This is a genomic window from Vibrio sp. T9 (genome assembly GCF_003123985.1).
In the GTDB taxonomy this organism is placed as follows: domain Bacteria; phylum Pseudomonadota; class Gammaproteobacteria; order Enterobacterales; family Vibrionaceae; genus Vibrio; species Vibrio diabolicus.
This window is the reverse complement of the sequence record NZ_NIGY01000005.1, coordinates 389,922-414,552: the sequence shown is the minus strand read 5'-3', so window position 1 is coordinate 414,552 and position 24,631 is coordinate 389,922. Positions and strand designations below refer to the sequence as shown.

General features: G+C 46.5%; 23 protein-coding genes. 12 read left to right on the top strand and 11 right to left on the bottom strand.

The window, feature by feature from the left end; genetic code table 11:
* Position 1: 1 nt before the first annotated feature.
* A complete protein-coding gene (locus tag CBX98_RS12735; RefSeq protein WP_109169370.1) occupies positions 2-1,438 on the top strand; it encodes a PLP-dependent aminotransferase family protein in 1,437 nt (478 codons plus the stop codon).
* A gap of 81 nt (positions 1,439-1,519) precedes the next feature.
* Here the strand turns inward: CBX98_RS12735 and CBX98_RS12730 are convergent, their stop codons facing one another.
* The 3 genes from CBX98_RS12730 to CBX98_RS12720 all read right to left on the bottom strand — a co-directional run bounded on the left by CBX98_RS12730 (position 1,520) and on the right by CBX98_RS12720 (position 5,326).
* On the bottom strand, positions 1,520-2,656 hold the full coding sequence (locus CBX98_RS12730; protein ID WP_109169368.1) for a glycerate kinase: 1,137 nt from the start codon (positions 2,654-2,656) through the stop codon (positions 1,520-1,522).
* A 16-nt stretch (positions 2,657-2,672) separates the two neighbouring features.
* A complete protein-coding gene (locus tag CBX98_RS12725) occupies positions 2,673-4,025 on the bottom strand; it encodes a GntP family permease (RefSeq protein WP_109169366.1) in 1,353 nt (450 codons plus the stop codon).
* Positions 4,026-4,183: 158 nt separating this feature from the next.
* Complete coding sequence (locus CBX98_RS12720) at positions 4,184-5,326, bottom strand: sugar diacid recognition domain-containing protein (RefSeq protein ID WP_109169364.1); 1,143 nt, start codon at positions 5,324-5,326, stop codon at positions 4,184-4,186.
* A 234-nt stretch (positions 5,327-5,560) separates the two neighbouring features.
* On the opposite strand from CBX98_RS12720, the gene CBX98_RS12715 reads away from it, so the two are divergent.
* Entirely contained in the window at positions 5,561-5,734 is a 174-nt protein-coding gene (locus CBX98_RS12715) for a hypothetical protein (protein ID WP_005391896.1), read from the top strand.
* A 69-nt stretch (positions 5,735-5,803) separates the two neighbouring features.
* Here CBX98_RS12715 and CBX98_RS12710 read toward each other — a convergent pair whose 3' ends face one another.
* Entirely contained in the window at positions 5,804-6,166 is a 363-nt protein-coding gene (locus tag CBX98_RS12710; protein ID WP_047009761.1) for a hypothetical protein, read from the bottom strand.
* Between the two features lie 283 nt (positions 6,167-6,449).
* Here CBX98_RS12710 and CBX98_RS12705 point away from each other — a divergent pair, with 283 nt between their 5' ends.
* From CBX98_RS12705 to CBX98_RS12685, 5 genes are all read left to right on the top strand, one after another.
* Complete coding sequence (locus CBX98_RS12705; RefSeq protein ID WP_089202660.1) at positions 6,450-8,297, top strand: M3 family metallopeptidase; 1,848 nt, start codon at positions 6,450-6,452, stop codon at positions 8,295-8,297.
* 65 nt (positions 8,298-8,362) lie between these two features.
* On the top strand, positions 8,363-8,899 hold the full coding sequence (locus CBX98_RS12700; protein WP_020838392.1) for a DUF924 family protein: 537 nt from the start codon (positions 8,363-8,365) through the stop codon (positions 8,897-8,899).
* Between the two features lie 25 nt (positions 8,900-8,924).
* Positions 8,925-9,635 (top strand): HAD hydrolase-like protein, encoded by a 711-nt coding sequence (locus CBX98_RS12695; RefSeq protein WP_109169362.1) that lies wholly within the window; start codon positions 8,925-8,927, stop codon positions 9,633-9,635.
* Between the two features lie 96 nt (positions 9,636-9,731).
* Positions 9,732-10,049 (top strand): DUF4144 domain-containing protein, encoded by a 318-nt coding sequence (locus CBX98_RS12690; RefSeq protein ID WP_025622239.1) that lies wholly within the window; start codon positions 9,732-9,734, stop codon positions 10,047-10,049.
* A 138-nt stretch (positions 10,050-10,187) separates the two neighbouring features.
* Positions 10,188-10,673, top strand: coding sequence for a VOC family protein (locus CBX98_RS12685; protein WP_021450371.1), 486 nt, complete (start codon positions 10,188-10,190; stop codon positions 10,671-10,673).
* A 72-nt stretch (positions 10,674-10,745) separates the two neighbouring features.
* On the opposite strand, the gene CBX98_RS12680 is transcribed toward CBX98_RS12685, so the two are convergent.
* The gene (locus CBX98_RS12680) at positions 10,746-11,660 is read right to left on the bottom strand and encodes a LysR family transcriptional regulator (protein ID WP_029846112.1); all 915 of its coding nucleotides are present in this window, start codon (positions 11,658-11,660) and stop codon (positions 10,746-10,748) included.
* 141 nt (positions 11,661-11,801) lie between these two features.
* Here CBX98_RS12680 and CBX98_RS12675 point away from each other — a divergent pair, with 141 nt between their 5' ends.
* The 4 genes from CBX98_RS12675 (at position 11,802) to CBX98_RS12660 (ending at position 15,254) form a co-directional block, all read left to right on the top strand.
* Positions 11,802-13,109 carry a DUF1254 domain-containing protein gene (locus tag CBX98_RS12675; RefSeq protein WP_109169415.1) on the top strand — a complete coding sequence of 436 codons (1,308 nt, stop codon included), beginning with the start codon at positions 11,802-11,804 and terminating at the stop codon, positions 13,107-13,109.
* 151 nt (positions 13,110-13,260) lie between these two features.
* Positions 13,261-14,103 carry a LysR family transcriptional regulator gene (locus CBX98_RS12670; protein WP_109169360.1) on the top strand — a complete coding sequence of 281 codons (843 nt, stop codon included), beginning with the start codon at positions 13,261-13,263 and terminating at the stop codon, positions 14,101-14,103.
* 154 nt (positions 14,104-14,257) lie between these two features.
* On the top strand, positions 14,258-14,683 hold the full coding sequence (locus CBX98_RS12665; RefSeq protein ID WP_005391937.1) for a VOC family protein: 426 nt from the start codon (positions 14,258-14,260) through the stop codon (positions 14,681-14,683).
* Between the two features lie 58 nt (positions 14,684-14,741).
* Positions 14,742-15,254, top strand: coding sequence for an O-acetyl-ADP-ribose deacetylase (locus CBX98_RS12660; RefSeq protein WP_005391939.1), 513 nt, complete (start codon positions 14,742-14,744; stop codon positions 15,252-15,254).
* A gap of 133 nt (positions 15,255-15,387) precedes the next feature.
* On the opposite strand, the gene ygjK is transcribed toward CBX98_RS12660, so the two are convergent.
* The 3 genes from ygjK to CBX98_RS12645 form a co-directional block, all read right to left on the bottom strand.
* Positions 15,388-18,078: an alpha-glucosidase gene (gene ygjK / locus CBX98_RS12655; protein ID WP_065764567.1), complete on the bottom strand. Its 2,691-nt coding sequence runs from the start codon at positions 18,076-18,078 to the stop codon at positions 15,388-15,390.
* A gap of 115 nt (positions 18,079-18,193) precedes the next feature.
* Positions 18,194-18,961, bottom strand: a complete 768-nt coding sequence (locus CBX98_RS12650; protein ID WP_109169358.1) for a transcriptional regulator — start codon at positions 18,959-18,961, stop codon at positions 18,194-18,196.
* A gap of 455 nt (positions 18,962-19,416) precedes the next feature.
* A complete protein-coding gene (locus CBX98_RS12645) occupies positions 19,417-20,553 on the bottom strand; it encodes an MBL fold metallo-hydrolase (protein ID WP_109169413.1) in 1,137 nt (378 codons plus the stop codon).
* A gap of 180 nt (positions 20,554-20,733) precedes the next feature.
* Between CBX98_RS12645 and CBX98_RS12640 the strand changes: the two genes are divergently transcribed.
* The gene (locus tag CBX98_RS12640) at positions 20,734-20,979 is read left to right on the top strand and encodes a Rho-binding antiterminator (RefSeq protein ID WP_005460845.1); all 246 of its coding nucleotides are present in this window, start codon (positions 20,734-20,736) and stop codon (positions 20,977-20,979) included.
* Between the two features lie 96 nt (positions 20,980-21,075).
* On the opposite strand, the gene CBX98_RS12635 is transcribed toward CBX98_RS12640, so the two are convergent.
* From CBX98_RS12635 to ompW, 3 genes are all read right to left on the bottom strand, one after another.
* Entirely contained in the window at positions 21,076-22,566 is a 1,491-nt protein-coding gene (locus CBX98_RS12635; RefSeq protein ID WP_109169356.1) for an MDR family MFS transporter, read from the bottom strand.
* Complete coding sequence (locus CBX98_RS12630) at positions 22,563-23,588, bottom strand: HlyD family secretion protein (protein ID WP_006740969.1); 1,026 nt, start codon at positions 23,586-23,588, stop codon at positions 22,563-22,565. Before CBX98_RS12630 ends, CBX98_RS12635 begins: the two co-directional genes overlap by 4 nt.
* A gap of 214 nt (positions 23,589-23,802) precedes the next feature.
* A complete protein-coding gene (gene ompW, locus CBX98_RS12625; RefSeq protein WP_005391962.1) occupies positions 23,803-24,447 on the bottom strand; it encodes an outer membrane protein OmpW in 645 nt (214 codons plus the stop codon).
* Positions 24,448-24,631 lie beyond the last annotated feature (184 nt).

The following is a 24,631-nucleotide window of genomic DNA, read 5'->3' as shown; positions in this document are numbered from 1 at the left end:
TATGGGTACAGATTTATTGGAAAGCGGTGAAGGGAATAAGTACCTCGTGGTGGAAAAGCACCTTAAACAAGCCATCAATGGTGGCGTTTACCAAGTGGATGATCGACTGCCTTCCATTCGCTCATTGAGCCAAGAATTAAGCGTCAGCAAAAACACCGTGATTCGTGCGTATCAAGAACTGGAAGCGCAAAACTTGGTGTACTCGGTTCCCAAGTCGGGTTATCGAGTGAAAATCACCTTGCCGACTTCTCGCTCAATTCCGGATCCGACTCGCGTGGATTTGCTCTCGATCTGCAAAGAAATCCTTACTTATCCTGAATACCAAGAGCGTTTGCCCACCGGTTCTGCCCACCCAAACATTGACTCCCCCGCGATCAAAAGCTTGTACGCCGAGATTGGCCGCCACAGCCGCCAGCAAACGCATGTACCGAGCCATTACCAATTGCCACCCGGTAATCACCTCTTAATCAAACAACTGGCGAAAATCACACAAGATTTGGGCACGCCAGCCAAGTTGGATGAGATCATGGTGACGCACGGCGCGCAGCAAGCAATTAGCCTAGTGCTGCGCGCAACGACACAAAAAGGCGATATCGTCGCGGTGGAGTCTCCTTGTTATTTTGGCAACTTATTGATGCTCGAATCACTCGGCCTCAAAGTGGTGGAAATTCCGAGTTGCCCACGAGACGGTATGTGCCCCGAAGCCTTAGCAAAAGCAATAGCGACATGGGACATAAAAGCGATCATCGTAACGCCAAACTTCACCAACCCAACTGGTGCCATGATGCCGCTAGAAAAGCGCCGGCAATTGCTATTGGCGTCCGGCAATGTTCCTATTATCGAAGACGATGTATTTGGCGGGTTAAGTTATAACAAGCCTTTGCCAAGCTTGAGGTTGCTCGATGACAAGCAACGTGTAATTTACGTGAATTCGTTATCCAAAACGCTCGATTCGCGTTTGAGAATTGGTTGGATGTTGACGGGGCGATATCGAGATCAAATTGAGCAATATCTACTGTGTGAGAACATGGGCAGTTTGAATCTGATGCAATCTGCCGTGGCAACGTTTCTAACGTCAGGCAAGTATCGAACGCATACTGCGCGAATGGGTCGGGTTTATCAAAACAACATGCGCCGATTTATCCAGATGCTTCATCAATACTTAGATGAATACGAATCTCTAAAAAATCGATACCAGATCAACGCCGTGCAAGGTTCGTTCTTGCTTTGGTTGCGCCTGCCCAAAGAAACGGACAGCTATGCGTTGTATCAAGCGTGTAATCAACACAGAATCAGCCTACTTCCCGGTACCGTATTTGGCACTCAAGGGCAATATCAACATTGCGTGCGCCTCAGCGTGGCAAACTTTGGTCATGAAACCGATTGGAGTCACGCGATGCAAACACTGGCAAAGTTGATAGCAAAGCATGTCTGTTAACTCGCTCTTGCTAAATGAACTTATGCCCACACACGCAAACAGGTAACAACAAAAAACTCCACTCTCGTATCGTTATCGCCCTCAGTGCGACTTAATTTGCCACATTCTCGCGACGTTTTCGGCTAAATTGGCAACGTTGACGTCGGCCTCTTTCATGGCCTCTGATAAGCTCATCGCCCTTGGTACACAAGCAAACACCGCATCAATACCGTACTCATAAACCGCCTGATAGTTGTCGCCCACGCAGCCTGCTAATGCAATGACTGGTAAATCAAACTGCTTTGCCACCTTAGCAACGCCCATCGGCGTTTTACCATGTGCGGTTTGATGATCGATTCGCCCCTCGCCTGTGAATACGATATCCGCATCCGCAACATGCTCAGCTAGTTTGACCGTTTCAAGCACAATCTCAATTCCCGGTTGCAAACGTGCCGGCGTGTACCCGAGCAAGGCCGCGCCCATACCACCAGCAGCACCCGCCCCTTCACGAGTCAGTACGTTCTTACCCGTCGCTTGTTCCGTCAACTCGCCAAACTTGCGCAATGCGTTATCGAGCAGAGTGACGTCTGACGTCGTCGCTCCCTTTTGCGGGCCAAAGATAGCCGACGCGCCTTTGTCGCCACAGAGTGGGTTATCAACATCGCATGCTACCAACACTTCACAAGTTGCTAAACGTGGGTCAAGACCAGAAATATCGATGGAGGCAAGCCCCGCTAACCCGCCTCCATTTGGGGTAATTGCATGACCAGATTCATCAAGAAACGTTACCCCCAACGCGGTCAACATGCCCACGCCACCATCATTAGTAGCACTGCCGCCCAAACCAATGATTAAGCGTTGAATACCTCTGTCTAGCGCATGTTTGATCAGCTGTCCGGTACCAATGCTGCTGGTCAGTTTTGGGTCGCGAGCATCACTCGGCACAAGGTGCAGCCCACTGGCCTCCGCCATTTCAATAACCGCGGTTTCGCCGTCACCGAGGATGCCATAAAACGCTTCAACATCATTCCCTAATGGCGCGGTCACCGTTGTAAAGACTTGTTCGCCTTGAGTTGCATCTATCAAAGATTGAACCGTGCCTTCGCCACCGTCTGCGACCGGAACCGTAACAAATTCGGCACCATGCCATACGCGAGCAAGACCCGTTTTGATCGCCTCGCTCACTTGTTTGGCGGTTAAGCTTTCTTTAAATGAATCAGGTGCAATTACCACTTTCATACGTATTTCCAGAGACTTATAAGAGAACGAGACTCAAAATGTACACCAATGCCATTGCCGTGACACCTTGAACGAGCGTAGCCATGGTTTGCGCGCGATACGCTAAGCCCACCGACATGCGGCTAAACTGCGAAACTACCCAGAAGAAGCTGTCGTTTGCATGAGAAACCGTCATCGCACCAGCACCGATCGCCATCACTGTTAATACGCGGCCCATTTCTGAATCGAGCCCCAATTGGGTAAGCATAGGCGCAACCAAAGCCGATGTGGTCACCAGTGCAACCGTTGACGACCCTTGCGCCGATTTTAGCGCAGCCGCAACGATAAATGGCATGAAAATACCCACGCCCAGCGCCGATAACGTCGTACCCAAGTATTCACCTAGCGGCGTTGCTTTTAATACCGCGCCAAATGCACCACCCGCACCAGTAATCAAAAGAATAGGCGCAGCAGCCGTAATACCTTGGCTGATTCGCTCGCCAAATTCTTCAATCTTGTTGTCTGATTTTAGTAGGCGAACAGAAAGGAACAGGCCAATCACCAACGCCGTTAGTGGCTGTCCTAAGAAAGTCAGAACATCAAACACAAAACCTTCGCCCAGCGGTAAGCTTGGGAATTTCGCGATAGAGCCAAAACAGATCAATAAGATTGGAACAAAAATAGGAGCAAATGCTTGGCTCGCCGTTGGTAGTTGGCCATAAGACGCTTTGAGTGCTTGCCAGTCATGCTGAATTTCCTCTGCAGCGTCAATGCCATCTGGTTCTACATGTTGGAATCGGTTCGCCCACAACATACCCGCCAGCGCCGCAACCGCTGCAACAAACACACCCACACCAATCACTAAACCAAGGTTAGATTCCAGGCCTAAGTTACCCGCAGCGGCAATCGGGCCAGGAGTTGGCGGCACAAACGTGTGCGTTGCGTATAGGCCAGTTGCCAACGCCACACTCATTGCAACGCTTGAGGTTTTTAAACGCTTCGCGAGTGATTCTTTGAGCGAGTTCAGAATGACAAAGCCTGAATCACAAAATACCGGAACAGAAACGATGTAACCGATGATGCTCATGGTCAATGTTGGGAAACGCTCACCCAACACTTTAATGACCGTATCGGCCATGGTGATCGCCGCACCACTTTTTTCCAAAATAACACCGATGATGGTACCTAAAACGATAACCAAGCCGATGTAACCAAGGATGCCGCCAAAGCCAGAAGCAATGGTTTTGGCAATGCTATCTGCCGGTAAGCCGTAAGCAAATGCCGCAAGGAACGCTGCGATGATCAGCGCTAAAAAGGGATGTAATTTGAATTTGGTGGTCGTGAGCACAATAAATGCGATCACCCCAAGCAGGATTAATATAAGGTTCATGATAACTCCATTTATTCTTATTTTGCTGAGCGAGTCCGTGTTGGCTCACTCAACATGTAGGGACGCATGAATTATTAATCGTTTGCTTTCGAATTCCTTTAGGCGGAGTGACAAATGATGTGGTCAAAAAATGACGCGTATTGTGCAGATGCACAATATCACGCCATTTTTGAGAGCCGAGTCGCAATATAAAGCTCCGCTAACCCCACAAAATTGGTGGTTGGTAGGCCCGTTATCTCGGTGATTTTTTCTAACCGATAACGCAGAGTGTTCCGGTGAATAAACAGCATTTTAGAGCATTCCGTCACATTGCCATTGCATTCAAACAACGCATCTAGGGTTTTCAGTAATTGCCCGGATTTGTCTTTCTCTTTCAACCGTTTCACGCCATCAATAATTTGTTCACCTTGCCAAATATCCGCCAACGGCGCTAACAGCACAGGCAAACGAAGTTCGTCGAACAGGTACTTACGTTTCTCTGGGTAGAACTGCTTGCCAATGGCTAATACTTGCTTCGCACTTTGGTATGACAACGCGACATCTTTAGGCTCATTAAACAGCTGCCCTAGCGCAATGTGAAACGTATGCGAATCGTGATCGCTTAAACGCGACATCAACTTATCAATGCGTTCACTTTCGATTTGGCTATCCCACTGCTTGGCGGAATAACACGGTTTCAACACCACAATTTCATTCACCGAGACAATCGCAACCAGATTGTTACGCTCCGGATATTCAAGCAGCTCAACAATATTGCGCACGCTCTTCATGCTTTTTGAAGCGGACGGCGTCGAGACTTCAATCACCGTTGCCACTCTTGGTTGAGTCACATCGATAGAAAGACGCATCGCCCAATCTTTCAGCTCTTCATCGGTCAATTTGCCATTGATCCAAGCCAGAATAAACTCTTCGCGATGACGTCTGTCCCACTGAAATTTTTCCACCAGCGCGGCTTGCTCGATTGTTAGTTCAGCGGTCATTTTGACCAGCTTGGCGAAATCTCGGATTTTCTCCGGCTCGCCTGTCACACCAACAATACCGACCACGTCGCCATGCAATTTCAACAGCATATTGATTCCGGGTTTGACACCTTGCAACGTCAAGCATTGCTGCTCATTCAGCTCTAGTGAATCGCCGTGATTCAACGCCAATACCGCGCCATCATGCACTTGCCCAACGCGTTTGGGATCGCCACTGCCAATGATGATGCCTGCGGAGTTCATCACATTTACGTTGTGACCAATGATGGACATGGTTCGATCGACAATTTGCTGTGCTAGGGAGTGGTCGAGAATAACCATTTCGATTTTCCAGATTGACAATTTAATCATTCAATAAATCACAAATAGCCAACTGTCGCGATGATGCAGTTAAAAATAACTGAAGCAGCTCAAAGCATTACTCAATTAACCACACGATAAAAATGGATTAAACCCTCATTTTGAGCTGAGAGTTATATACTTAGAACAAAGGTCACCGATGCATTCGTCACTGTGCATCGATACCGCTCGTCTACCTACAGAGGAGGAAACAACATGGAATTACGTAATAAATCGGGTGAAGTCGCAAAAATTGCAGATAATCTCACTTTGAAGGAAATCACAGAAATGGGCTACACCGTAGATTTATGCGATGAAGCATTTGACCCCGGTGAGCATTGGAAAGCGGAAGGTAAAACGCAAGGTATGGGCGAGTACCCAGAGGAGTAAACGTCCTGACGGGCCAGCGCACGAAGCGCTCCATAAACAGAAAAACCGAGCGACTTAACGCTCGGTTTTTTACTTTTGAACTTCTTGAATAAACAAGCCCATCTCTTCAAGATAATTGCCGTTTGAGCATCCCCAATCGGTGACTTCAATCAGCTCGGTAACTAACTGTCCAGATTCATCATTTTGTACTCGTTGCACAAACGCTTCAAAGCGTTCTAACTGCGCCTGAGTTTTAATGCCATGCACAGCATATTCTACAAGCAAGCCGTTGTATGTCTGCCAGCGCTGTTCACCTGAAACATCACTGCTTAAAATTACAGAGCACTTTTGTTGAATGTTCTCAACCGCATCATTTCTTGGCGGCGTGACAGAAGAGCATCCAACCAAAATCGTACCTAGCGCCAATAGCGTAACTTTTGTCTTATTTATCATATCGTTTCCATATGTACTGCCGCGATATAGAAATATTATTACACATGACAAAGATCATCGAGAGCGCCTAGCAGATTAATTAACTGATGAACTGTAAACCCCGTGCCAATCTAAACACTGCGCACTCCAAACTCGTAACAACTCTTGCTAACTCATTAAAATGTAAACAAATAGTAAAATCACGTTTACGCAGTACACTACCAGCAAATTAATTTGTCCCTCCTTTATTATCAACAAGCGTGCAATAATTAGGGGTCTACTCCCAACCATTTGAAGGATCAAAATGACCGCAACGGATTATCTCAACGACCTCAATCAACGTTACCTCGCGATTCACCGCACCAAAGAAGATTTCTTTTGGGAAACTTACATGGGGATCAGCGATGACCATGATGGCTCGACGCAAGCACAAACCGCATGGACAAGCTTTTTGAGCAACGCCGAGCAAATTACTGCCATCAAACAACAGCTTGAAGCCGCGGACTCAATTACCGACCCACAAGAGAAACAGCAAACCATTACGGGTCTTTCTGGTTGGCTGGCGATGTTTGAATCTCACGCAATCGAGGGCGAAAAAGCACAAGCGTTGAAAAATCAACTCATTGCCTTTGAAGCTGAGCTGTTCGAGAAAAAACAGAACCACGTACAAACGTTTACCGATGAAAACGGCGAGCAAGTGGAAGGTTCACTGCCAGTATTGAGCTCAACCATTCGCACCAGCAATCATGAAGAAGTTCGCCAATCGGCTCATCAAGCGTTGCTGAACCTTGAACAATGGCTACTGCAAAACGGCTTTATAGAACTGATCAAACTGCGCAACCAGTTCGCTCGCTCACTTGGTTATGCGACCTTCTTTGATTACTCCGTGCAAAAAACGGAAAAGATGAGCTCTGAGCAGCTATTCGAGATTTTGGAAGATTTCGAACAACGCACGCGAGATGCGCACCTAAACAGCTTAGAAAACTTGGCGAAAGAGAAAGGCGCAAGCGCACTAACAGGCTTCAACTTTGTTTACTCGTTCGCGGGTGACGTCATGCGTGACCTTGACCCATACGTGCCGTTCTCAAAATCTCTGAGACGCTGGGTAGAATCGTTTGGTCGTCTGAATATTGATTACTCTGGCGCGACGCTAACGCTGGATTTGTTAGACCGCAAAGGTAAGTACCCGAACGGGTTCTGTCACGGCCCTATCCCTTCTTTCTACAATCAAGGCGAATGGGTCGCAGCACAGGTGAACTTCACCAGCAATGCCAAACCAGACCAAGTGGGCAGCGGCTACGATGGCATTAACACGCTGTTCCACGAAGGTGGCCACGCAGCACACTTTGCGAACGTAAAAATGAACGCGCCTTGTTTCTCGCAGGAGTTTGCGCCGACTTCAATGGCTTATGCAGAAACTCAGTCGATGTTCTGTGACAGCCTGTTAACCGATGCCGATTGGCTAAAACAATACGCACTGGATGATGAAGGGAATCCGGTTCCTGATGAGATCATTCAAGCGATGATCAACAGTCGTCAGCCATTCAAAGCTTATGAAGAACGTAGCATCTTGGTTGTGCCGTATTTTGAACGCGCGTTATATCAACTTAGCGATGACGAGTTAACGCCAGAGCGCATCACTAAGCTGGCTCGCGATTGTGAAAAACAGATCCTTGGTTTGGAATGCAGCCCTCGCCCACTGATGGCGATTCCGCATTTGCTATCCGACGAAGCGGCTTGTGCGTATCAAGGTTATCTACTCGCGCACATGGCGGTGTATCAGACCCGCGCATACTTCCTTGAGAAGTTTGGCTATCTGACGGATAACCCAGAAATTGGCCCACTGCTGGCAAAACACTACTGGCACGCAGGCAATCATTTGTCGCACAACGAAACCATTTTCAGCCTGACTGGCGAGGGGTTCAATGCTAAGTACTTGGCAGATGTATGTAATCTATCGCCAGAGCAAGCGTGGGAAGTACAGCAGAAGAAAATCGACTCACTTGCAACACGAGAACGAGCACCAGTCGCTTCACTGAACGCGACGATTAAAGTCGTCGACGGCAGTAAAGAACTGGCAAGCAACGTCATCTCTGACGAACAAATGTGTGACGATTTTGAACGTTACATCGTAGAGACTTACGGTCGATAACACGCCAAGAGCCAGAAGCCACGCTTCTGGCTTTTTACTATTAAGGCACAACAAAAGGAAGCGCCATGCATCAACAAATCATCAAGTTCTGGTTCGAAGAGCTAACGCCTCAAAACTGGTTTGAAAACAACCCAGAACTGGACAAACATATTGCGTCACGATTTGCCTCGGTACTAGAACAGGCCGCTCGTTGTGAACTGTTTAATTGGCGTGACAGCGCACAAGGACGATTGGCCGAAATCATCGTCCTCGACCAGTTTTCACGTAATGTGTATCGCAACACCCCAAAAGCGTTTGCGCAAGACCCGCTCGCATTAGCATTGGCTCAAGAAGCAATTCGGTTAGGACACGATCAAGAATTAGCGCCTGAGCAGCTAAGCTTTTTGTACATGCCGTTTATGCACAGTGAATCTCGCCTCATTCATGTCGAAGCTGAGAAATTGTTTCGCGCATCAGGGCTTGAAAATAACTACGATTTTGAGCTAAAACACAAAGCCATCATCGACCAATTTGGACGTTACCCACATCGCAACGCCATCTTGGGTAGAGAAAGCACATCTGAAGAGTTAGCATTTTTGCAGCAACCCGGTTCCAGCTTTTAACCATCAATAACAACGAGAACGTTGAATGAAATTAGACGCCATATTGTGGGATTACGATGGGACACTCGTAAACTCTGTACCGAAAAACATCGACATCACCAAAGCGATCTTAGCCATCGTAGCCCCGCATTTAACTGGCGATAATTTACCGAAGTATCTCCATTCAGAAGCCAACTATCACTACGCAAACCACGCGGCGAAAAACTGGCAAGAGCTCTACGTGGATTACTACGGCATGTCCCATGATGAAATGCTAAAAGCTGGTGGTTTATGGGCAGAGCATCAAGAGAAAAACCAAACACCAGTAACCCTGTTTGAAGGCATTGATGGCGTTATTAAAGAGTTTGCGCAGCTGCCTCACGGCATTTGCTCTCAAAACTCACAAAGAAATATTCGTCGAGTGCTGTCCGACAACGGCATCAGCGCGCCGTTTAAATCCATCGTCGGGTATGATGACGTCTCGAACGGACACCAAAAGCCCGATGCGTACAGTGGCATCAAATGCGTTGAGTCGATTTTTGGTCACGCAGAAAATCGACAGCTGATGTACATCGGTGACCATGAAGCCGACACGCAATTCGCACGCAACATCGAACAGCAGTTGGGTGGCCAAAGTAAAGTGATTGCCGTTGCAGCAGCGTACAGCGGCGCGATGCCAGAGCATTGGAGCGTGCAACCAGATTACGTGGCAAGAACGGTTGACGAGCTGTTTTCGATTATTGCTCAACACACGTAATTTTTGGCTGCGGTTTAAGGTCAACACCTTGAATGCCAGCGCTCACCTTGCCCTTTCAGACATTGAAACAATTTTAGCCACTACACTGGAGGCCCCATGGTTACATGGCCATGTTTATTGAAACTCGATGGCGACGATGAACTTATCTATTTGCGTTCTCATGCCGATCTTGATTCCGAATGCGAAGCGCTCATTTTGGGGCCAGATGATTACGTAATTGACTCAAATGGCAACACGTTCGGGTTGCAATACAACGATTCGAACACCACCGTTTTACAACCGGAAGAACACACTCTGTCCGTCGAGGAAGTTACGTCACTCATCCAGTCGCATGAGTTTAGTCTCGCACAAAGATGCATCATCAAAATTCACTTCACCTCGGTACAGCAAGCTGTTGAGGCATTAGCCAATTAGCTCGAACCCCGCCCATATTGATTACATAAAATTATTATTTTTATAATTTATGATAATTTCATGTAATTAAAACCGCACCATATACTCTCCCACATCGAAACAAAACAACGTTTAAGCAGACATATTGGGAGCAAACAAATGAAAATGAATCATGTCGGTATTATGGTCGGAGATATGGATAAAGCGGTTGAGTTTTACACGCAAGCGCTTGGTCTAAAAGTCGTTATGGGTAACACGAAAGTGATTGAAGAACGCGAAACCGCAATTGGCAGAATGTGTATTGCGGTCTTTGGTGAGGGCTTTAAAGGCTTCAACATTGCGCATCTAGTGACAAGCGATGGCATCGGACTTGAATTATTTGAAATGAAAGAGCGTCAAGAGCGCCATGAAGTGGATTTTTCTCGCATCGGTATCTTCCATTTCTGTTTGCAGACAGACGACTTTGAAAATGCAATCAAGCGCACTGAAGCGTTGGGTGGCAAAGTGCGTATGGACATCATGCGTTACCACCCAGAAGACGATAACAAGCCTGCGAAAATGGTTTATCTAGAAGACCCATTCGGCAACCTTTTCGAGCTTTACTCGCACACTTATGAAGAAACTTACGCTTCTGAATACGAGTAATTGCATCAAGCAACACAACCGGGATCAATGCGTTATCGAACCCGGTTGTTCAAACCGTTTCACCAACCATTGTTACGACTCAATGCCTAACGACTTCATCAACGATTCAACGGTATTGTTAACCCACAATATCAACGGATCATTGCGGCGCTTTACGCTGTAAACGTAACCGAAGTTACCCTCTAATTTCGGCAGCGCGTCATCAAATTCGATAAAAGAAAAACGCTTATCTAACTGATTGATCAAGTGACGCGAACAAGGAAACAGCACATCGCTATCCGCAACCAAATTCAAAATAGTGTTGATGTGCGTGGTACGCAGTTGAATTCTTGGGACAACTGAAAAAGGCTGTAATAAGCGCGAGATATGATCTTCTTTTTCATTCCAATGTTGGATGATGTGAACCGCGTACGCGTACTCTGAAATGTCATCCAAATACATGCGTTTGCCACCATGCGGATGCGTCGCGCGACAGGCCAGAGCAAAGTCGTCCCGCCCGCCTTTTTTCTGAACCAGATGCTTCGGCAATTCCATAGGGAAATAGTTGATGCCAAAAGCGATTTCACCCGCATCGATTTTGTCTGGCGTGGTTTCCGTCCAGTCTTCGATCACCAAGTTCATAAACGGCGCTTCTTTGGCTAGCAGCTGAGTAAACGCGGCAGAAAACCATTGCGCAATGGACGAGTTGATCGCAACACGCAGAACACAGCTTTCGATCGCGGGATCAAAACTATGAGAAACATTCACTAGCTTGTCGATGTCGTTGATGATCCCAGAAAGCTGCGCTTTGATCTCTTCGGCTTTCGGCGTGAGCTCCATATTGGTGCCCTTACGCACTAAAATGTCGTCGTTAAACAAATCCCGAATTTTACGCAAGCTTCGACTCACAGCAGGCTGGCTGGTGCACAAACGCTCCGCAGCCGTTGTGGTGTTGCGTGTTTCAAGAATCACTGCAAGCACCTTGAGCAAATTGTAATCAAAGTTCATCAAAGTTATCTCTTTAGCTTTTCTCAAAGCATATCACTTTTGATATAGACTAAATACTCACAATTCATTTCTGTAATAAACGGGTTAACGACTAAGCTTAGCTGGAAACATATCCTCACAAACAAATGGATGAAACCAGCCATGAAACAAAAATTACTCGTTACTCTATTGGGATTATCAGCGCTAGGAGCCAGCTCTGTATTTGCGGCTAACACCAATGTTGATCTTGCAGAAGATGCTTATATCTACGGCTACTCTATCGATGAAGCGTACAAGTTTTTCTATCACACGGCGGTAGAAAACAACTATCCGCTCAACCGCTTTCAGAATATTCGTGCTCTAGCTGATGACTCTTACACTGCTCACCCAACCATTAATAACGATACGCTTCACCTTATGGGCTGGTTAGATGTTGCTGCAGAACCTGTCATTGTGAGCGTGCCTGATATGGATGAAGGCCGTTACTGGATCTTGCACACAATGGACATGGGCCACTACACCAACGCAGCGTTCAGTTCTCGTACTCGCGGCACAAAAGGCGGCCAGTTCATGTTTGCAGCAAAAGATTGGCAAGGTGAAGTGCCAGCTTCTGTCGACGAAGTGGTTCGCGTAGACAGCAACCTTGTGAAGCTGATGGGTCGCATCATGGCAGTGAATGACGAAGATGCAAAAGTAGCGCTTAACTACATGGACCAATGGAACATTCGTACCCTATCGGAATATTTAGGTAAGAACGGGCCAAAACCAGTACAAAGAACGTATCCAGATCCAAAAAATTCAACATGGCTTGAACGCGTGAACTTCGTGCTATGTGATGGCTCGATGGGCAATGCAGACAAACAGTGGTTGGACAAATACCAATCTATCGGTGTTGAACCATGCAAAACTGACTTCACACCTGAGCAGCTAAAACTGGCAAAAGTTGGTGAGAAGAAAGGCATGGAACACCTCGTCGAACTTGCACCTAAAATGACAGATGCTCGTACATTGCTTGGTACACGCGATACCTTGGGTGATGCGCCACGCGATATTTTTGCAGAAGGTACTTACCTTGGTCAGTGGGGCTTACCACCTATCGAAGCGTCTTACCGTAAATCAGATTTCGACAGCACTGGTCAAAAACTGGATGGTTCGAAGCATGATTACGTGATGCGCTTTAAAGCGCCGAACGTCAGCGAATTCTGGTCTGTTACTATTTACGGCAACGACAACCGTTTGATGGCGAAAAACGACCTAAACCGTCACAGCCGTGGCGACCGAACCATGAAAGCGGACAAAGACGGTTACTACACCATTTACATGAGTGCGAACGAGAAAGGCCGTGCAGACGATCCAAACTTCTTGCCAGTACCTGAAAAACCGTTCTACGCCATCATGCGTTTTTACGGCGCAGACGATGCAATCCAAAGTGGTGAGTATCAAATGCCTGAGATCAAAGTAGTTAAATAATTCGTTTTAACGAACCACTGCTCTGTCGCCTCCTTAGCTCGTAAGTGCGTTAAGGAGGCTTATTTCAAGGTGGGTGTCTAGGGCGAACATCAAGCCCAAAAATCAAAGAGCCACCCACTGAATCTAGTGATTATTTTTATTTAGGTATCGTATGGATTTTAATCTAATCCAAACCTTTTTAATTGTTGCTGAATATCAATCTTACTCTCGCGCCGCAGAGCACCTAGGGCTAACTCAGCCAGCGATTAGCGCATCCATGAAGCGTTTGGAAAAAGAAACCAACAAATCGTTATTTGTGAAGGATGGGCGACAAATCAAACTCACTTCTGTAGCGCATCAGTTGCTACCTAAATTTCATCAGGCGTTTGCGATGATCAATGATGCCATTTCCGATCAAAGCACTTTCCGCCTGAGCTGTAACGAAGCGCTGCTCCACCGCATCACACCAACCAACACGATCAGCGTTTGCGCCGATACGGATTTACCTTCGTTATTGAATGATCTACGACTTAAACAGATCGATTTGATTATTAGCCCAACGACCATTCATGACCCATCGTTTATCAGTGAATCAGTTTTTGAAGAGCCAATGGTGGTGATTTGTCGTCAAGATCACCCACGTATCGCAGGAAAAATCGAACAAGAACAGTTTTATTCTGAAAAGCACTGTCGGTTTGTCGGAGACGAAGACTTCCCAGTTAGCAACACCGAAGTTCACCAGCCAGGGCTGCAAGAGCGTGATGTGGAAATGATGACAACATCGCTCTCTGGCATGATGCTTTATGTGGCGAAACACGATTGTTTAGGCTTGCTTCCCCTGTCTTTGGCGCAGAAATGGCAATCGGCTTTGAATCTGCAAGTCATTCAAACTCCAATGCTTTCTGAGCCGGTCAGCTATAAACTGATTTTCCATAAACGAGATGAATCCAGCACTTCCCATCAATGTTTGCGAGCTTGGGCGCGTGACCAATTTGCTACAGGCCTAAACGCCTGACTCGGTCGCACATCAAGGCGTTTCGCCAAAAACTCTTTCTCTCTTCTTAAACGCACTCTTTATGACTAAATGCGCATATGTTAAAAATGGCTTAACGATCAATATGGACGTTCAGGTCGTATACTTTTCCATAACCGCACAAAAGGAGTGAAGCATGCCCACCAACAACCCAATCGCAATCCAAGCACTTGATCATGTTGTGCTAAGAACGTGCAACCTCGACGCCATGTTGCATTTCTATCGAGATATTTTGGGCTGCCCTGTCGAGCGCGAAGTAATGGAGCTTGGTTTAACCCAGCTCAGGGCTGGTAACGCATTGATTGATGTGGTGACGGTAGACAGCGAGTTAGGGCAACTTGGCGGAAAGCCACCAGTTCAAAATGGTCGTAATATTGACCATTTTTGCCTGCAACTAGCGCCTTTTTCCGAAAATGAAATACTGGAATATCTGCGTTCGAACGGCATTGAAACCGAAGAGTTTGCGAAGCGGTATGGCGCACAAGGGTTCGGTAGATCACTCTATATACATGATCCGGAAGGAAATGTCGTCGAGTTAAAACCTCAAGTCATTGATGAGTAAGCTACACTTAACTGTGTTACTGACCATTTGTTTCTCATCATTGTAGAAGGCTCAAAAAATGAACGCGATCTCGTTAGTCCAAGGCGACATCACCACCGCACATGTCGATGCCATCGTGAATGCAGCAAACCCGAGAATGCTCGGCGGAGGTGGCGTCGATGGTGCCATTCATCGCGCAGCTGGGCCTGCGCTTATCAATGCGTGTTATGCCGTTGATGATGTCGACGGTATTCGATGCCCGTTTGGTGACGCACGCATTACTGAGGCTGGCAATTTAAACGCGCGTTACGTCATTCATGCCGTTGGCCCGATTTACGATAAATTCGCCGATCCAAAAGCGGTGTTGGAATCTGCATATCAACGTTCGCTGGATCTCGCGCTCGCCAACCACTGCCAAAGTGTGGCGCTGCCTGCGATTTCTTGCGGAGTGTATGGTTACCCACCTCAAGAAGCAGCAGAAGTCGCGATGGCCGTTTGTCAAAGACCGGAATACGCGGCACTCGACATGCGCTTTTACTTGTTTAGTGAAGAGATGCTTTCGATATGGCAACACGCCCTGACCCAGCACTAAAATCTTTGTGACAAGAGACATAAAAAAACCGGACTGCCAATACAGTCCGGTTTGTCTTATTTATCAATGAATTATCGTTCGTTAAGCGCTACGAATGCTAGGGGGGTCATCCAAAGCGCCTAATGTGTGCGATCTAGTTTTTGAAGAATCCGTTGTACATCATGTACAAATGCGCCGCAGACCAAGAGAAGTTCGACGCACCTTGTACCGCGCCCGTCTCTGGGTTGTAGTTTTCACGGATTGGCATGTCACCCGTCATACCTTCTGCGTTGTTAAACAGCTCATTCGCCATCGCAATCGCTTCTTCTTTGTAGCCGTAGTTTTCCATCGCACGGAAGCCAAAGTACACTTGGTCTAGCCACACGCGACCACGCCAGTACACATCTTTACCGTAAGCAGGGTTAGTTTGCGATGCGGTCGGCAAAGGCACACCCGTTCCTTGGAATTTATCTGGCGTGTTGAACTCGTCTTGATCACGCATCACCGCGATCACTTTATCGGCATGCTCTTGCGTTGCTGCACCATTAAACAGCGGCGACCAACCTTCAGGGCCTTTTCCACGCTCTACAATCGGCAAACCCGCACAGCCATTTGCAAGAGGCGCAGGAGTAGTGCCATCTTCAGCCACATTTAAGTGAATGTCGTAGAAGAATCCTGTGCTTTCATCAAACATACATTGGTTAATGTACGTCTTGATTTTTTCTGCGCCGTTAAGGAATTCTTGCGCACGATCTTTACCTTCTACGCCATCGGACACCAACTTCGCCATTTCCGCTAAGTATTTGTTGTCTGAGTACATGTAAGAGGCTTGATCCACCGATTCTTGCAGCATAGAGAAGCCAAGCAGCTCGCCGTCCGCAGCGTTATTGTTGGTGCGGTTTTCTGCAAAACGAACTTCCCAATCTTTCTTCGCAAGATCGAGTTTCGCTAAGTTTTCCGCTGACGTATTGCTGTACACCCACTCTTCGCCTTCCAGCTTGATGCTGTTATCAAAGCCGTACGCACTTGCCGCGTAGCGACCAAGTTGATCCACATTTTTGTCTGGATTGTTGATATCTTCAGCTTGCGAATTCATGTTGTGGATGTTGTAGATAAAGCCAAAACGAGCCGCGTTATCCATGCCCGATTCCCAGCCAGCCGCTTCTTGTGCGCCGACGTGAATCGTCATGTAATCCACTTCATCAAGAATCTTATTGTAAGACGCCATGCCTTTTACTTTATAAGAATTGCCGTTTTGCTCGATGATGTCTTCTGCCGGAATAATGGTCGTGAAGTTAGGATCGCGCGTTTCTACCCAAACGTACATCACGCCTTCTTCCGTGTTGTGTGCTGGGTCCACTGCCGCGCCGTATTCAGGCACACCATTTTGGTTGTGGTCGCGGTTTGATAGCCACCAATCGTGGTATGCCACCAACTTCGGATACATTTCATCAATGAATTTTTGCGCGTCTTCTGGGCGATCAAACTGGTTCACGAGAGCGTGATACACCTCCATCACAGACCATGCCGCCAACGATGGTTTCGTATTGCGTTCGTTCCAGTTTTCAGAGCCAGCACCACCACGACTAACAGGTTTGGTGTACGTCAATACATCCAGCAAGTAGCCTTTGTCTTGCGGACGAATCTTGTCATCAGCTTGAACTTGCTCTTGGAATACCGTGCGAATGTTGTCCATCGCAACATCTGGGTTGAAATGCGCCATCGCGTACGCTTGTTTCCACGAATCCCACGGCCATGTTAAGTTACCAGAGAACCAACGTGCAGTGACCGATGGCGTGACTGTCGCTTGTTCAATATCGCCCGCCGCAGAGCGCCAGTTACCGTTTAGGGTTTCCATCGCTTTTACGGCCACACGAGCTTGGTCTGCTGTCGCTTCTTTGTTGATAAGACCATTCGCTAAATAGCCGTCCCAACGCGCTTTCGACGCTTCCATGTATTGAGTTGGATTCGCCAATACATCTTGCAATTTCAACGATTCTGACTGCACTTCTTTCGCATTGTGCAGGTTAGAATACGCCGTATAAACCGCCGATGTTTGCTCAGCTGGTAGGCTCATCTCCGCGGTAGAACTGAATGAGGTTTCGTTGGTGAACGTCTTCGTTGGTAGAGAACGAGTAATGCGGAACTCGGCATCGCGGTCATTACGGATCGCCCAGTTGTCTTTCATCTCGCTAAAGTTAATTTTAATGCCGTTCTCAATGGTCGAAATCTGGCGCTTGTAATCTGGGTAGTACTGCGCCACGGTTTGGTCTTTGCGCGTCGACAACGCGTATTTCACCAACTCGCCGTCCCACTCCAGCGCCAAGTTCATATCACGATCAGTTTTGTTAGTGATGAGCGTTTCCACCAGCGAAGAGCGGTCAGTCACGAAGCGCAGCACCATTTGCACGTGAATATCGTCCAAGTCCAACACCTGCACTAATGCACCTGGAATGGAATAGACTTTCGCTTCTGCGTTCGATAAGTCGTAAGTTTGGCCACTCACTTTGTCGGTCAACGTGAGCTTGTCGAACGTTTGGCCAGACATAAAATGCGCGTACTCTTGCGTCACTTGCATAATACCGCCGAAAGCGCCATAACCCGCCGCATCTTCAGGTAGCAAATGGCCATGCCACGCGCCGTTATCCGTCAACGCGTTGTACTTCAGGTTCGAATAACTGTCGTAATCACGCAGGTAAGTTGGATTACCAGTACGATCAATCACGTTAGTAAATTCCGAAGTTGGCGCCTGTGGTAAACGGATTTCAGTTTTATCATTGGAACCACATCCAACAAGCGAAATAGTAGCCCCGATCAGAATGGCAAGTGTGCTCTTTTTAAACATACTTTTTCCCTATTATTTACGTTATTTTTATATTCTCATTTATATAAATGAGTGTTTTTAGTGTGCAGAAGCCCGGCTCGCACTAAATAAGCACAAGCTTCTGATAATTATTCTTTTATTTTTCTTTAGCGACAGTGATGGCTTTTAATAAATCGCCATTAATATTCGGAATTGTGTCAGCCAAAAATATCTGATTACCAGGCGTAAAAGTGAGTAAAACGTTTTTTAGGCGTTGACTGTTTTCACTGGTTTTATTTTGAACATCAAACTCAATTAATTTGTTGTACACTTCATTTGCCAGTTTTTCTTCTTGTTCTTCGGTAATCGCAATGCGTCCAACACAGATTGGAGGTCGAATATCGTGGCTAAACACTTCTTCACGAAAGCGCTGTGCAAATAGCGTGTCTAAATTTGAACCTTCTTCAAAAATAAAGCGGCCTGTATCTTTAAATTGATAGTGTTTATCCCCTTTCAGTTCAATGTAATCCATCATTTCTAGTGCACGTAAATAGAGCGCAACGGAAGTATCACTCAGCTGGTATATCCGAGCGATCTCTTCTAAAGGCCACTCAGGTCGACGCAAAAGATAAAGAAAATCAAATAAGTGAGGATATTGATGGAAAATCTCACTGTTGGTGTCGGTGATAAACTGTTCACTCTCTTGCTGCAGCTGCTTACCTCGCATGGATAACTCAACCAAATCCGTATCAAGATGCGTGGCGTACAACAAGATTTTATCTAAACCAAGAGACGTATTGTGAAGCTGCCTTTTTATAGTAGAAAGCGGGATTCCAAGTCCAATAGAAAGCTCGGAATATCCAATGCCTTTTTCTTTTATTTTTTCTCGTAAAGCAGCAAGTAAATACGTTGCAGAATTATTCATCTAACAATGCCTGTATTTTATTTATTCAGCATCCATGATGATAAATTCAAGAGAGTCCTACTCTTGTGATTTTGGTCTCAATATTCTATCTTGTTGGCATAAAACATGTCTTATCCATTAGATTTTTTACTTTTCTTTAACTGGATACATTTTACCCACCACGAACAAGTTATAGCCATTGTTCTATGGGCTTATCAAGATAATAGTCAGTATAATTGTTTTGAAGAGTAAAATTAAGATGGCAAAGATTTTTACTAAAACTTTTCTGATAAGAGCGCAAATTTTCAGATGAAAAGTATCAAAAAATGACACCAATCGATTTATAAAAGCGTGAGATCACAATTGGAAAGTGAACCTATGGAAATTTTGAATTTCAATGACCAGTAAAAACCTTGTTATATTCTGAAAATAACAAGGTTAATTTATAAAATAATTATTGAAGTAAGATCATGTTATTAAGTCAAAATTATATCTGGCTCACATATTTCTTTTTCTCGCCACCATTGTTTATTTATATGTTCTTGATGAACGTAAAAACTCTCCCCCGGCATTGGCGTCAGCAGCGTTATATGTTCTTTTTGACAATGGGTAAGCAAATCTAAAATCGGTTCGTCCCAGCGGTGAGTAAACAGTTCGTATGTAGCCCAATGTACTGGCAACAGTTTTTTCGCATTTAAATCGCGAAACGCTTGCACGGTATGATGAGCCTGCATGTGCCCCCAGTTTTCGACCGGATAACCTTGGCCTTTCACATCAGCAGCCACTTCCAAACAGGCAATGTCGATTGGTCCACATCGCTGTGCGATCTCGGAAAAGTGCGAGTCGTAAGCTGAATCGCCACTAAAATAGAGCGTCTCTTCTTTGCCTTTGATGACCCAAGAAGCCCACAAGGTCGAGTTTTTATCGAAATAAGTACGACCCGAATTATGGTTAGCGGGCGTACAAATCAGTTCAATTCCGGCATAGTGCACGCTATCCCACCAATCGAATTCCACGATGTTGTCTGCGCAAACGCCCCACTTTATCAGATGCTTGCCAACCCCTAAGGGCACATAAAACGTCACGGGTTTATCGGCGTAGAAACGTATGGTCGATGCTTCTAAATGGTCGTAATGATCGTGCGAAATCACGATAATTTCAGGAATCGGCAAACGATCTCTGGCATGGGTATTGGGAATATTGCGTTCAAACCACGCTTTTGCGATGAAAGGAGAAGCGTAATCAAATACCGGATCGGTCAGAATTCGAATGCCATCGACCTCCACCAGCATCGTGGAATGGCCCAGCCAAGTAAGGCGCATCGATTCACTTCGCTGCGCAAACTGCGTGGGTTGAAGTGGGGAATGTGGCAGATGTTCGTTAGGACTCAACGGCGTTCTACCACCAAGATAACTCCAACACACCTGCCAGAATGATTGCGGACTAGGGACATTTGGCATCTCGTTTTTAACGCGGCCGTTTTCAAATTGAGGCGAGTAGTGAATACGGTGCGCCAACTGCGCATGGTAGGTTTTAGGCGGAATCAGTGAACTTGGCTTTTGTGTCTTTTGTTCACTCGTTAGGTATGTGCGCTTAAGTATCGTCTCAGACATATCGTAGTTTTGTCTCGCTTGCGAACGCTCAACAGTAGGTTTATTAAAACGTGCGTGTATGTCTATTTCGTGACCAAAATGAGGTGTAAGATGAAGATTCAGTTTCAATCAAACGTCTTCTATTTAAGGATACGGTTCTCAAACCTTCTGAATACTGCGTCGGTTTGAAAGGAGAAAACTATGGTGACTTGCAGCCAATACGATTTTATTGAAATCGCCTGTATGTTTAAGCTCCCTATCGAGATCACACTAAAAAATGGTGAAACTCATCAGGGCAACGCGTTCGACACAGGCTACGACATGCAGCGACAAGAGTGCTTGTTTTTAGATATGGATGGTGAGCACACCGCCTTCCCGACTGAACAATTAGTCGCAATGCGCGCGCTCAAAGCCAATCCGCATTTTGACGAAGTGACGTTTGAGTAAACGTCCTTCTTTCACTGACGCCGTCCAACAAAAAACGCCTCTCAAGCTGACACAACTTGAGAGGCGTTCTCTTACACGGTTCATCGGAACTTGTTGTTATTCACGCGACCGGATGAAAACCAGCATCGGCATCATGATCACGAACATCACTCCCACAAGCTGGAAGGTGTGCACAAACGCGACCATTTGCGATTGCTGCTGCAACATCTGTTGGTATTGGTCTAACGCAACCGGGTCGGTAATGGAAAGCCCCTGATTGGCAGCCCAGTCATGCAAGTTAGGATTATAAGGATTAATGCCCTCTCCCAGCGCATGCCATTGCTGCTGACTATCACGATATTGGAAAGTGGTGGCGATAGAGATACCAAACGAACTACCAATCGTACGGAACAAATTGTAAATACTTGCCGCCGCGACAGATTGCTCTTTCGGAATCGTTAAATACGCCAAGGTGGACAGCGTCGAGAAGGTTAAACCAAGCCCCATGCCCTGAATCATACTCGGCATCACAATCCAAAATGTATCGATCTGCAGTGAGTATTGCGTCATCAAATAACTACCAATCCCGATGCAGCTCAAGCCAAAGACTATTTTGATTCTGGGATCGAATTGCGGATTGAGCTTAATCACCAAAATCAACATCGCCGCTGACGCCAACCCACGCGGTGCCATTAATAAGCCAGTGGTTGAGACCGGATAATCCAGCAAACTTTCCAACAACATCGGTTGTTGAGTCGTCAGACCAAACATCGCCATCGACACCACGGCAATCATCAACGACGAGACCATAAGATTTCGGTCTTTAAGCAGCCATAATGGCGCTATTGGGCTTTTGGTTTTCCAACTACGATAGATCCACATCACCAATCCCATGACTGCGAGCAATATCGCCGTCTGGATCATGCGTGAGTTGAGCCAGTCTTCTTCGTTACCTTTATCCAACAAAAACTGCAACGCGCCCACACCTAACGCCATGTAACCGATGATCCACCAGTCAAAGTTAGGTTTGGATTTGTTGTCGATATGGATATAGCGATAAATCAAAGAGGTACAGATCAAACCGAATGGCAAGTTAATGTAAAAAATCCAGCGCCAGTTGATGTTGTCGGTGATCACGCCACCCACAACTGGGCCCAAAATAGGACCAAGCAAAATGCCGATGGAGAAAATCGCCATCGCTTTGCCTTTTTGCTCATACGGATAAATCTGTACTAACGTCGACTGCGCCAATGGAATCACCGACGCGCCGAAAGCGCCTTGGATAATGCGAAATAGCACCATCTCTTCAAGCGACTGTGCTTGCCCACAAAGCGCACTGGCAATCACAAAACCGATCACAGCAACCAGCATGACTTTGCGTTCACCAAAGCGCGACACCCAGAAACTGGTCATCGGAATGAAGATCGCTTCCGCCATGCTGTAACCCGTCAGCACCCACGTAATTTGGTCTGCCGTTGCGCCCAACGCGCCCATCATGTGCGATAGCGACACGTTCGCAACGGTCATATCGATTAACACCATGATGGCAGAAAGCATCACGGCGACGGTGGCAATCCCCCGTTTGTCTGCCGTAATTTGATGGCTCATTGCACGCTACTTTGCAAATCAATGGTGACTTCTGAGCTCGCACCAACGCGAAGTTGCGGCGCATCGGCCGGTACTTCTAATGCCAAACGTACAGGGAAACGCTGTTTAATTTTAACCCAGTTACCCGTTGCGTTTTCTGGTGGCATCAAGGAGAACGATGTACCACTCGCAGGCGACAGCTGTTCTACCGTTGCTTTCCACACCACGTCTGGGTACATATCAATCACCACATCCGCATGCATGCCAGCTTTAATATGAGTAAGATCGGTTTCTTTAAAGTTCGCGCGTACCCAATAGCTGTCTTTTAAAATCACAGGGAACAGCGTTTGACCCACGCTAACGACCGAGCCTACGTGCGTATTGATTTCACCGGCAATGCCATCCACTGGTGACGTAATGTCGGTGTAACTCAAGTTCAGCTCCGCTTGCGCTAACTGAGCTGCCGCTTGTTGAACGACCGCAGCCTCTGCGCCTTCTTCACCACGGTTCGCAATGGCTTTTTCTACCGTCGCGCGCGCTTGCTCTAAGCTCGCTTGGGCATTGGCGAGTTTGTTTTTCGCCGTATCTAAATCTTGGTCCGACGCCAGTTTGCGTTTCACCAAGGAATCCGTACGTTTGTACTCCACTTGAGCTTCTGTCAGGTTAGAGCGCGCCGCATCTAAGCCCGCTACGGCTTCAGTTACCTGCTTATCGGCAACGTCATGTTGCTGGACCGCCAATTGGTATGCCGCTTTTGCTTGCTTCACCGCCAACAAATATGGGCGTGAATCTATCTTCAGCAGTAGGTCACCTTTATTAACAGATTGGAAATCTTTGACATCCACAGAAACCACTTGGCCTTTTACCTGAGGCGCTACCGACAAAATTTTTGCCCTAACGTAGGCATCTTCCGTGCTTGGATGACTGTCTGAATACTGCCAAGACCAATACATCGCACCAAATGCGATAACACAGAGAGTAAAGAAAAGAGTTTTTACCAGCTTAGATCTGGAGGAAGAATGCTTCGCGATGTCGCCGCTCATTTATATTGTCCACTTGTTCAATTATGTGATCAGTGTAGGACTTTTCGATCTTCGGACAATAAAATGATTTGCAAGGTAAAGATCCAATTTTGCATGTTGCTAAGTTGAGTAAATGATGTGCAATCAAAACGAGGATAAAAAAGAGGGGCAGTCCCCGTAACCGCCCCCAAAGTCATGCCAATAATAGTAATGTGCGTGTAACTACTGGTTTTTCTTAGAACTTGTAACCGCCGCTGATCATAAATACCCAAGGGTTAATTTTGACGTCGGTTTTTTGCTTCGCTCCACCTGCTTTGTAAGTTGCTTCTGTTTCAATGTTTGCGTACCACGCAGCAGCGTTGAGGAACCATTGATCGTTGATCATGTAGTCCACACCAATATTCGCTGCTAGACCGAATGAGTCATCCAACTTAAGATCTGAAAGGCCAGCGCCTTTACCCGTGCTATTGAAACCCTCATCAAAGAACATGGTGTAGTTGAGACCTGCACCAACATATGGACGGAACTTACTTTGTGGCTCGCCAAAGTAGTACTGAACCATAAGCGTTGGTGGAAGGTGTTTGGTGTCCGCGATATCACCAAGACCTAACAAATCTGTTGAGATATCGTGGCTGAATGGTGTTGCTGCTAGAAGCTCTAGGCTGATGTTATCTGTGAACATGTAGCCAAACGTCAAACCAAGCTGCGTATTTGAATCCACTTTCAATTCTTCTTGAGAACCAAGAATCTTATCGCTGCTGTCATTAGGAACGACAGACGCCGCACCAACACGAAGAACGAAGTCACCTTGTTTATGAGCGAAAACACTTGGTGACACGAGTGCAGCAACCACTGCTAGACTGCAGATTGTTTTTTTCATTTTTTATTTCCTTTTATAGGGCTTCGTTATGTCGTACCCAAAGGTGTGCCTGCTGACTGGCCTTAGATTTCAAGTAAACTCAGCGCCTTGAAGCACACGGGCATCTATATTTTTTTGAGCTGCGCGCAATCTAGCACATAGAAACCCTACTATTTTGATGGAAATCAATTTGTGAAAAATATAG

What these genes read in the sequence shown, in the direction of transcription:
- CBX98_RS12705 (WP_089202660.1), top strand. Translation starts at nt 6,450, where the DNA reads ATGACCGCAACGGATTATCTCAACGACCTCAATCAACGTTACCTCGCG.
- CBX98_RS12640 (WP_005460845.1), top strand. Translation starts at nt 20,734, where the DNA reads ATGGTGACTTGCAGCCAATACGATTTTATTGAAATCGCCTGTATGTTT.
- CBX98_RS12630 (WP_006740969.1), bottom strand. Translation starts at nt 23,588, where the DNA reads ATGAGCGGCGACATCGCGAAGCATTCTTCCTCCAGATCTAAGCTGGTA.
- CBX98_RS12650 (WP_109169358.1), bottom strand. Translation starts at nt 18,961, where the DNA reads ATGAATAATTCTGCAACGTATTTACTTGCTGCTTTACGAGAAAAAATA.
- CBX98_RS12720 (WP_109169364.1), bottom strand. Translation starts at nt 5,326, where the DNA reads ATGGTTATTCTCGACCACTCCCTAGCACAGCAAATTGTCGATCGAACC.
- ygjK (WP_065764567.1), bottom strand. Translation starts at nt 18,078, where the DNA reads ATGTTTAAAAAGAGCACACTTGCCATTCTGATCGGGGCTACTATTTCG.
- CBX98_RS12645 (WP_109169413.1), bottom strand. Translation starts at nt 20,553, where the DNA reads ATGTCTGAGACGATACTTAAGCGCACATACCTAACGAGTGAACAAAAG.
- CBX98_RS12660 (WP_005391939.1), top strand. Translation starts at nt 14,742, where the DNA reads ATGAACGCGATCTCGTTAGTCCAAGGCGACATCACCACCGCACATGTC.
- CBX98_RS12665 (WP_005391937.1), top strand. Translation starts at nt 14,258, where the DNA reads ATGCCCACCAACAACCCAATCGCAATCCAAGCACTTGATCATGTTGTG.
- CBX98_RS12730 (WP_109169368.1), bottom strand. Translation starts at nt 2,656, where the DNA reads ATGAAAGTGGTAATTGCACCTGATTCATTTAAAGAAAGCTTAACCGCC.
- ompW (WP_005391962.1), bottom strand. Translation starts at nt 24,447, where the DNA reads ATGAAAAAAACAATCTGCAGTCTAGCAGTGGTTGCTGCACTCGTGTCA.
- CBX98_RS12685 (WP_021450371.1), top strand. Translation starts at nt 10,188, where the DNA reads ATGAAAATGAATCATGTCGGTATTATGGTCGGAGATATGGATAAAGCG.
- CBX98_RS12735 (WP_109169370.1), top strand. Translation starts at nt 2, where the DNA reads ATGGGTACAGATTTATTGGAAAGCGGTGAAGGGAATAAGTACCTCGTG.
- CBX98_RS12680 (WP_029846112.1), bottom strand. Translation starts at nt 11,660, where the DNA reads ATGAACTTTGATTACAATTTGCTCAAGGTGCTTGCAGTGATTCTTGAA.
- CBX98_RS12670 (WP_109169360.1), top strand. Translation starts at nt 13,261, where the DNA reads ATGGATTTTAATCTAATCCAAACCTTTTTAATTGTTGCTGAATATCAA.
- CBX98_RS12635 (WP_109169356.1), bottom strand. Translation starts at nt 22,566, where the DNA reads ATGAGCCATCAAATTACGGCAGACAAACGGGGGATTGCCACCGTCGCC.
- CBX98_RS12700 (WP_020838392.1), top strand. Translation starts at nt 8,363, where the DNA reads ATGCATCAACAAATCATCAAGTTCTGGTTCGAAGAGCTAACGCCTCAA.
- CBX98_RS12695 (WP_109169362.1), top strand. Translation starts at nt 8,925, where the DNA reads ATGAAATTAGACGCCATATTGTGGGATTACGATGGGACACTCGTAAAC.
- CBX98_RS12725 (WP_109169366.1), bottom strand. Translation starts at nt 4,025, where the DNA reads ATGAACCTTATATTAATCCTGCTTGGGGTGATCGCATTTATTGTGCTC.
- CBX98_RS12675 (WP_109169415.1), top strand. Translation starts at nt 11,802, where the DNA reads ATGAAACAAAAATTACTCGTTACTCTATTGGGATTATCAGCGCTAGGA.
- CBX98_RS12690 (WP_025622239.1), top strand. Translation starts at nt 9,732, where the DNA reads ATGGTTACATGGCCATGTTTATTGAAACTCGATGGCGACGATGAACTT.
- CBX98_RS12715 (WP_005391896.1), top strand. Translation starts at nt 5,561, where the DNA reads ATGGAATTACGTAATAAATCGGGTGAAGTCGCAAAAATTGCAGATAAT.
- CBX98_RS12710 (WP_047009761.1), bottom strand. Translation starts at nt 6,166, where the DNA reads ATGATAAATAAGACAAAAGTTACGCTATTGGCGCTAGGTACGATTTTG.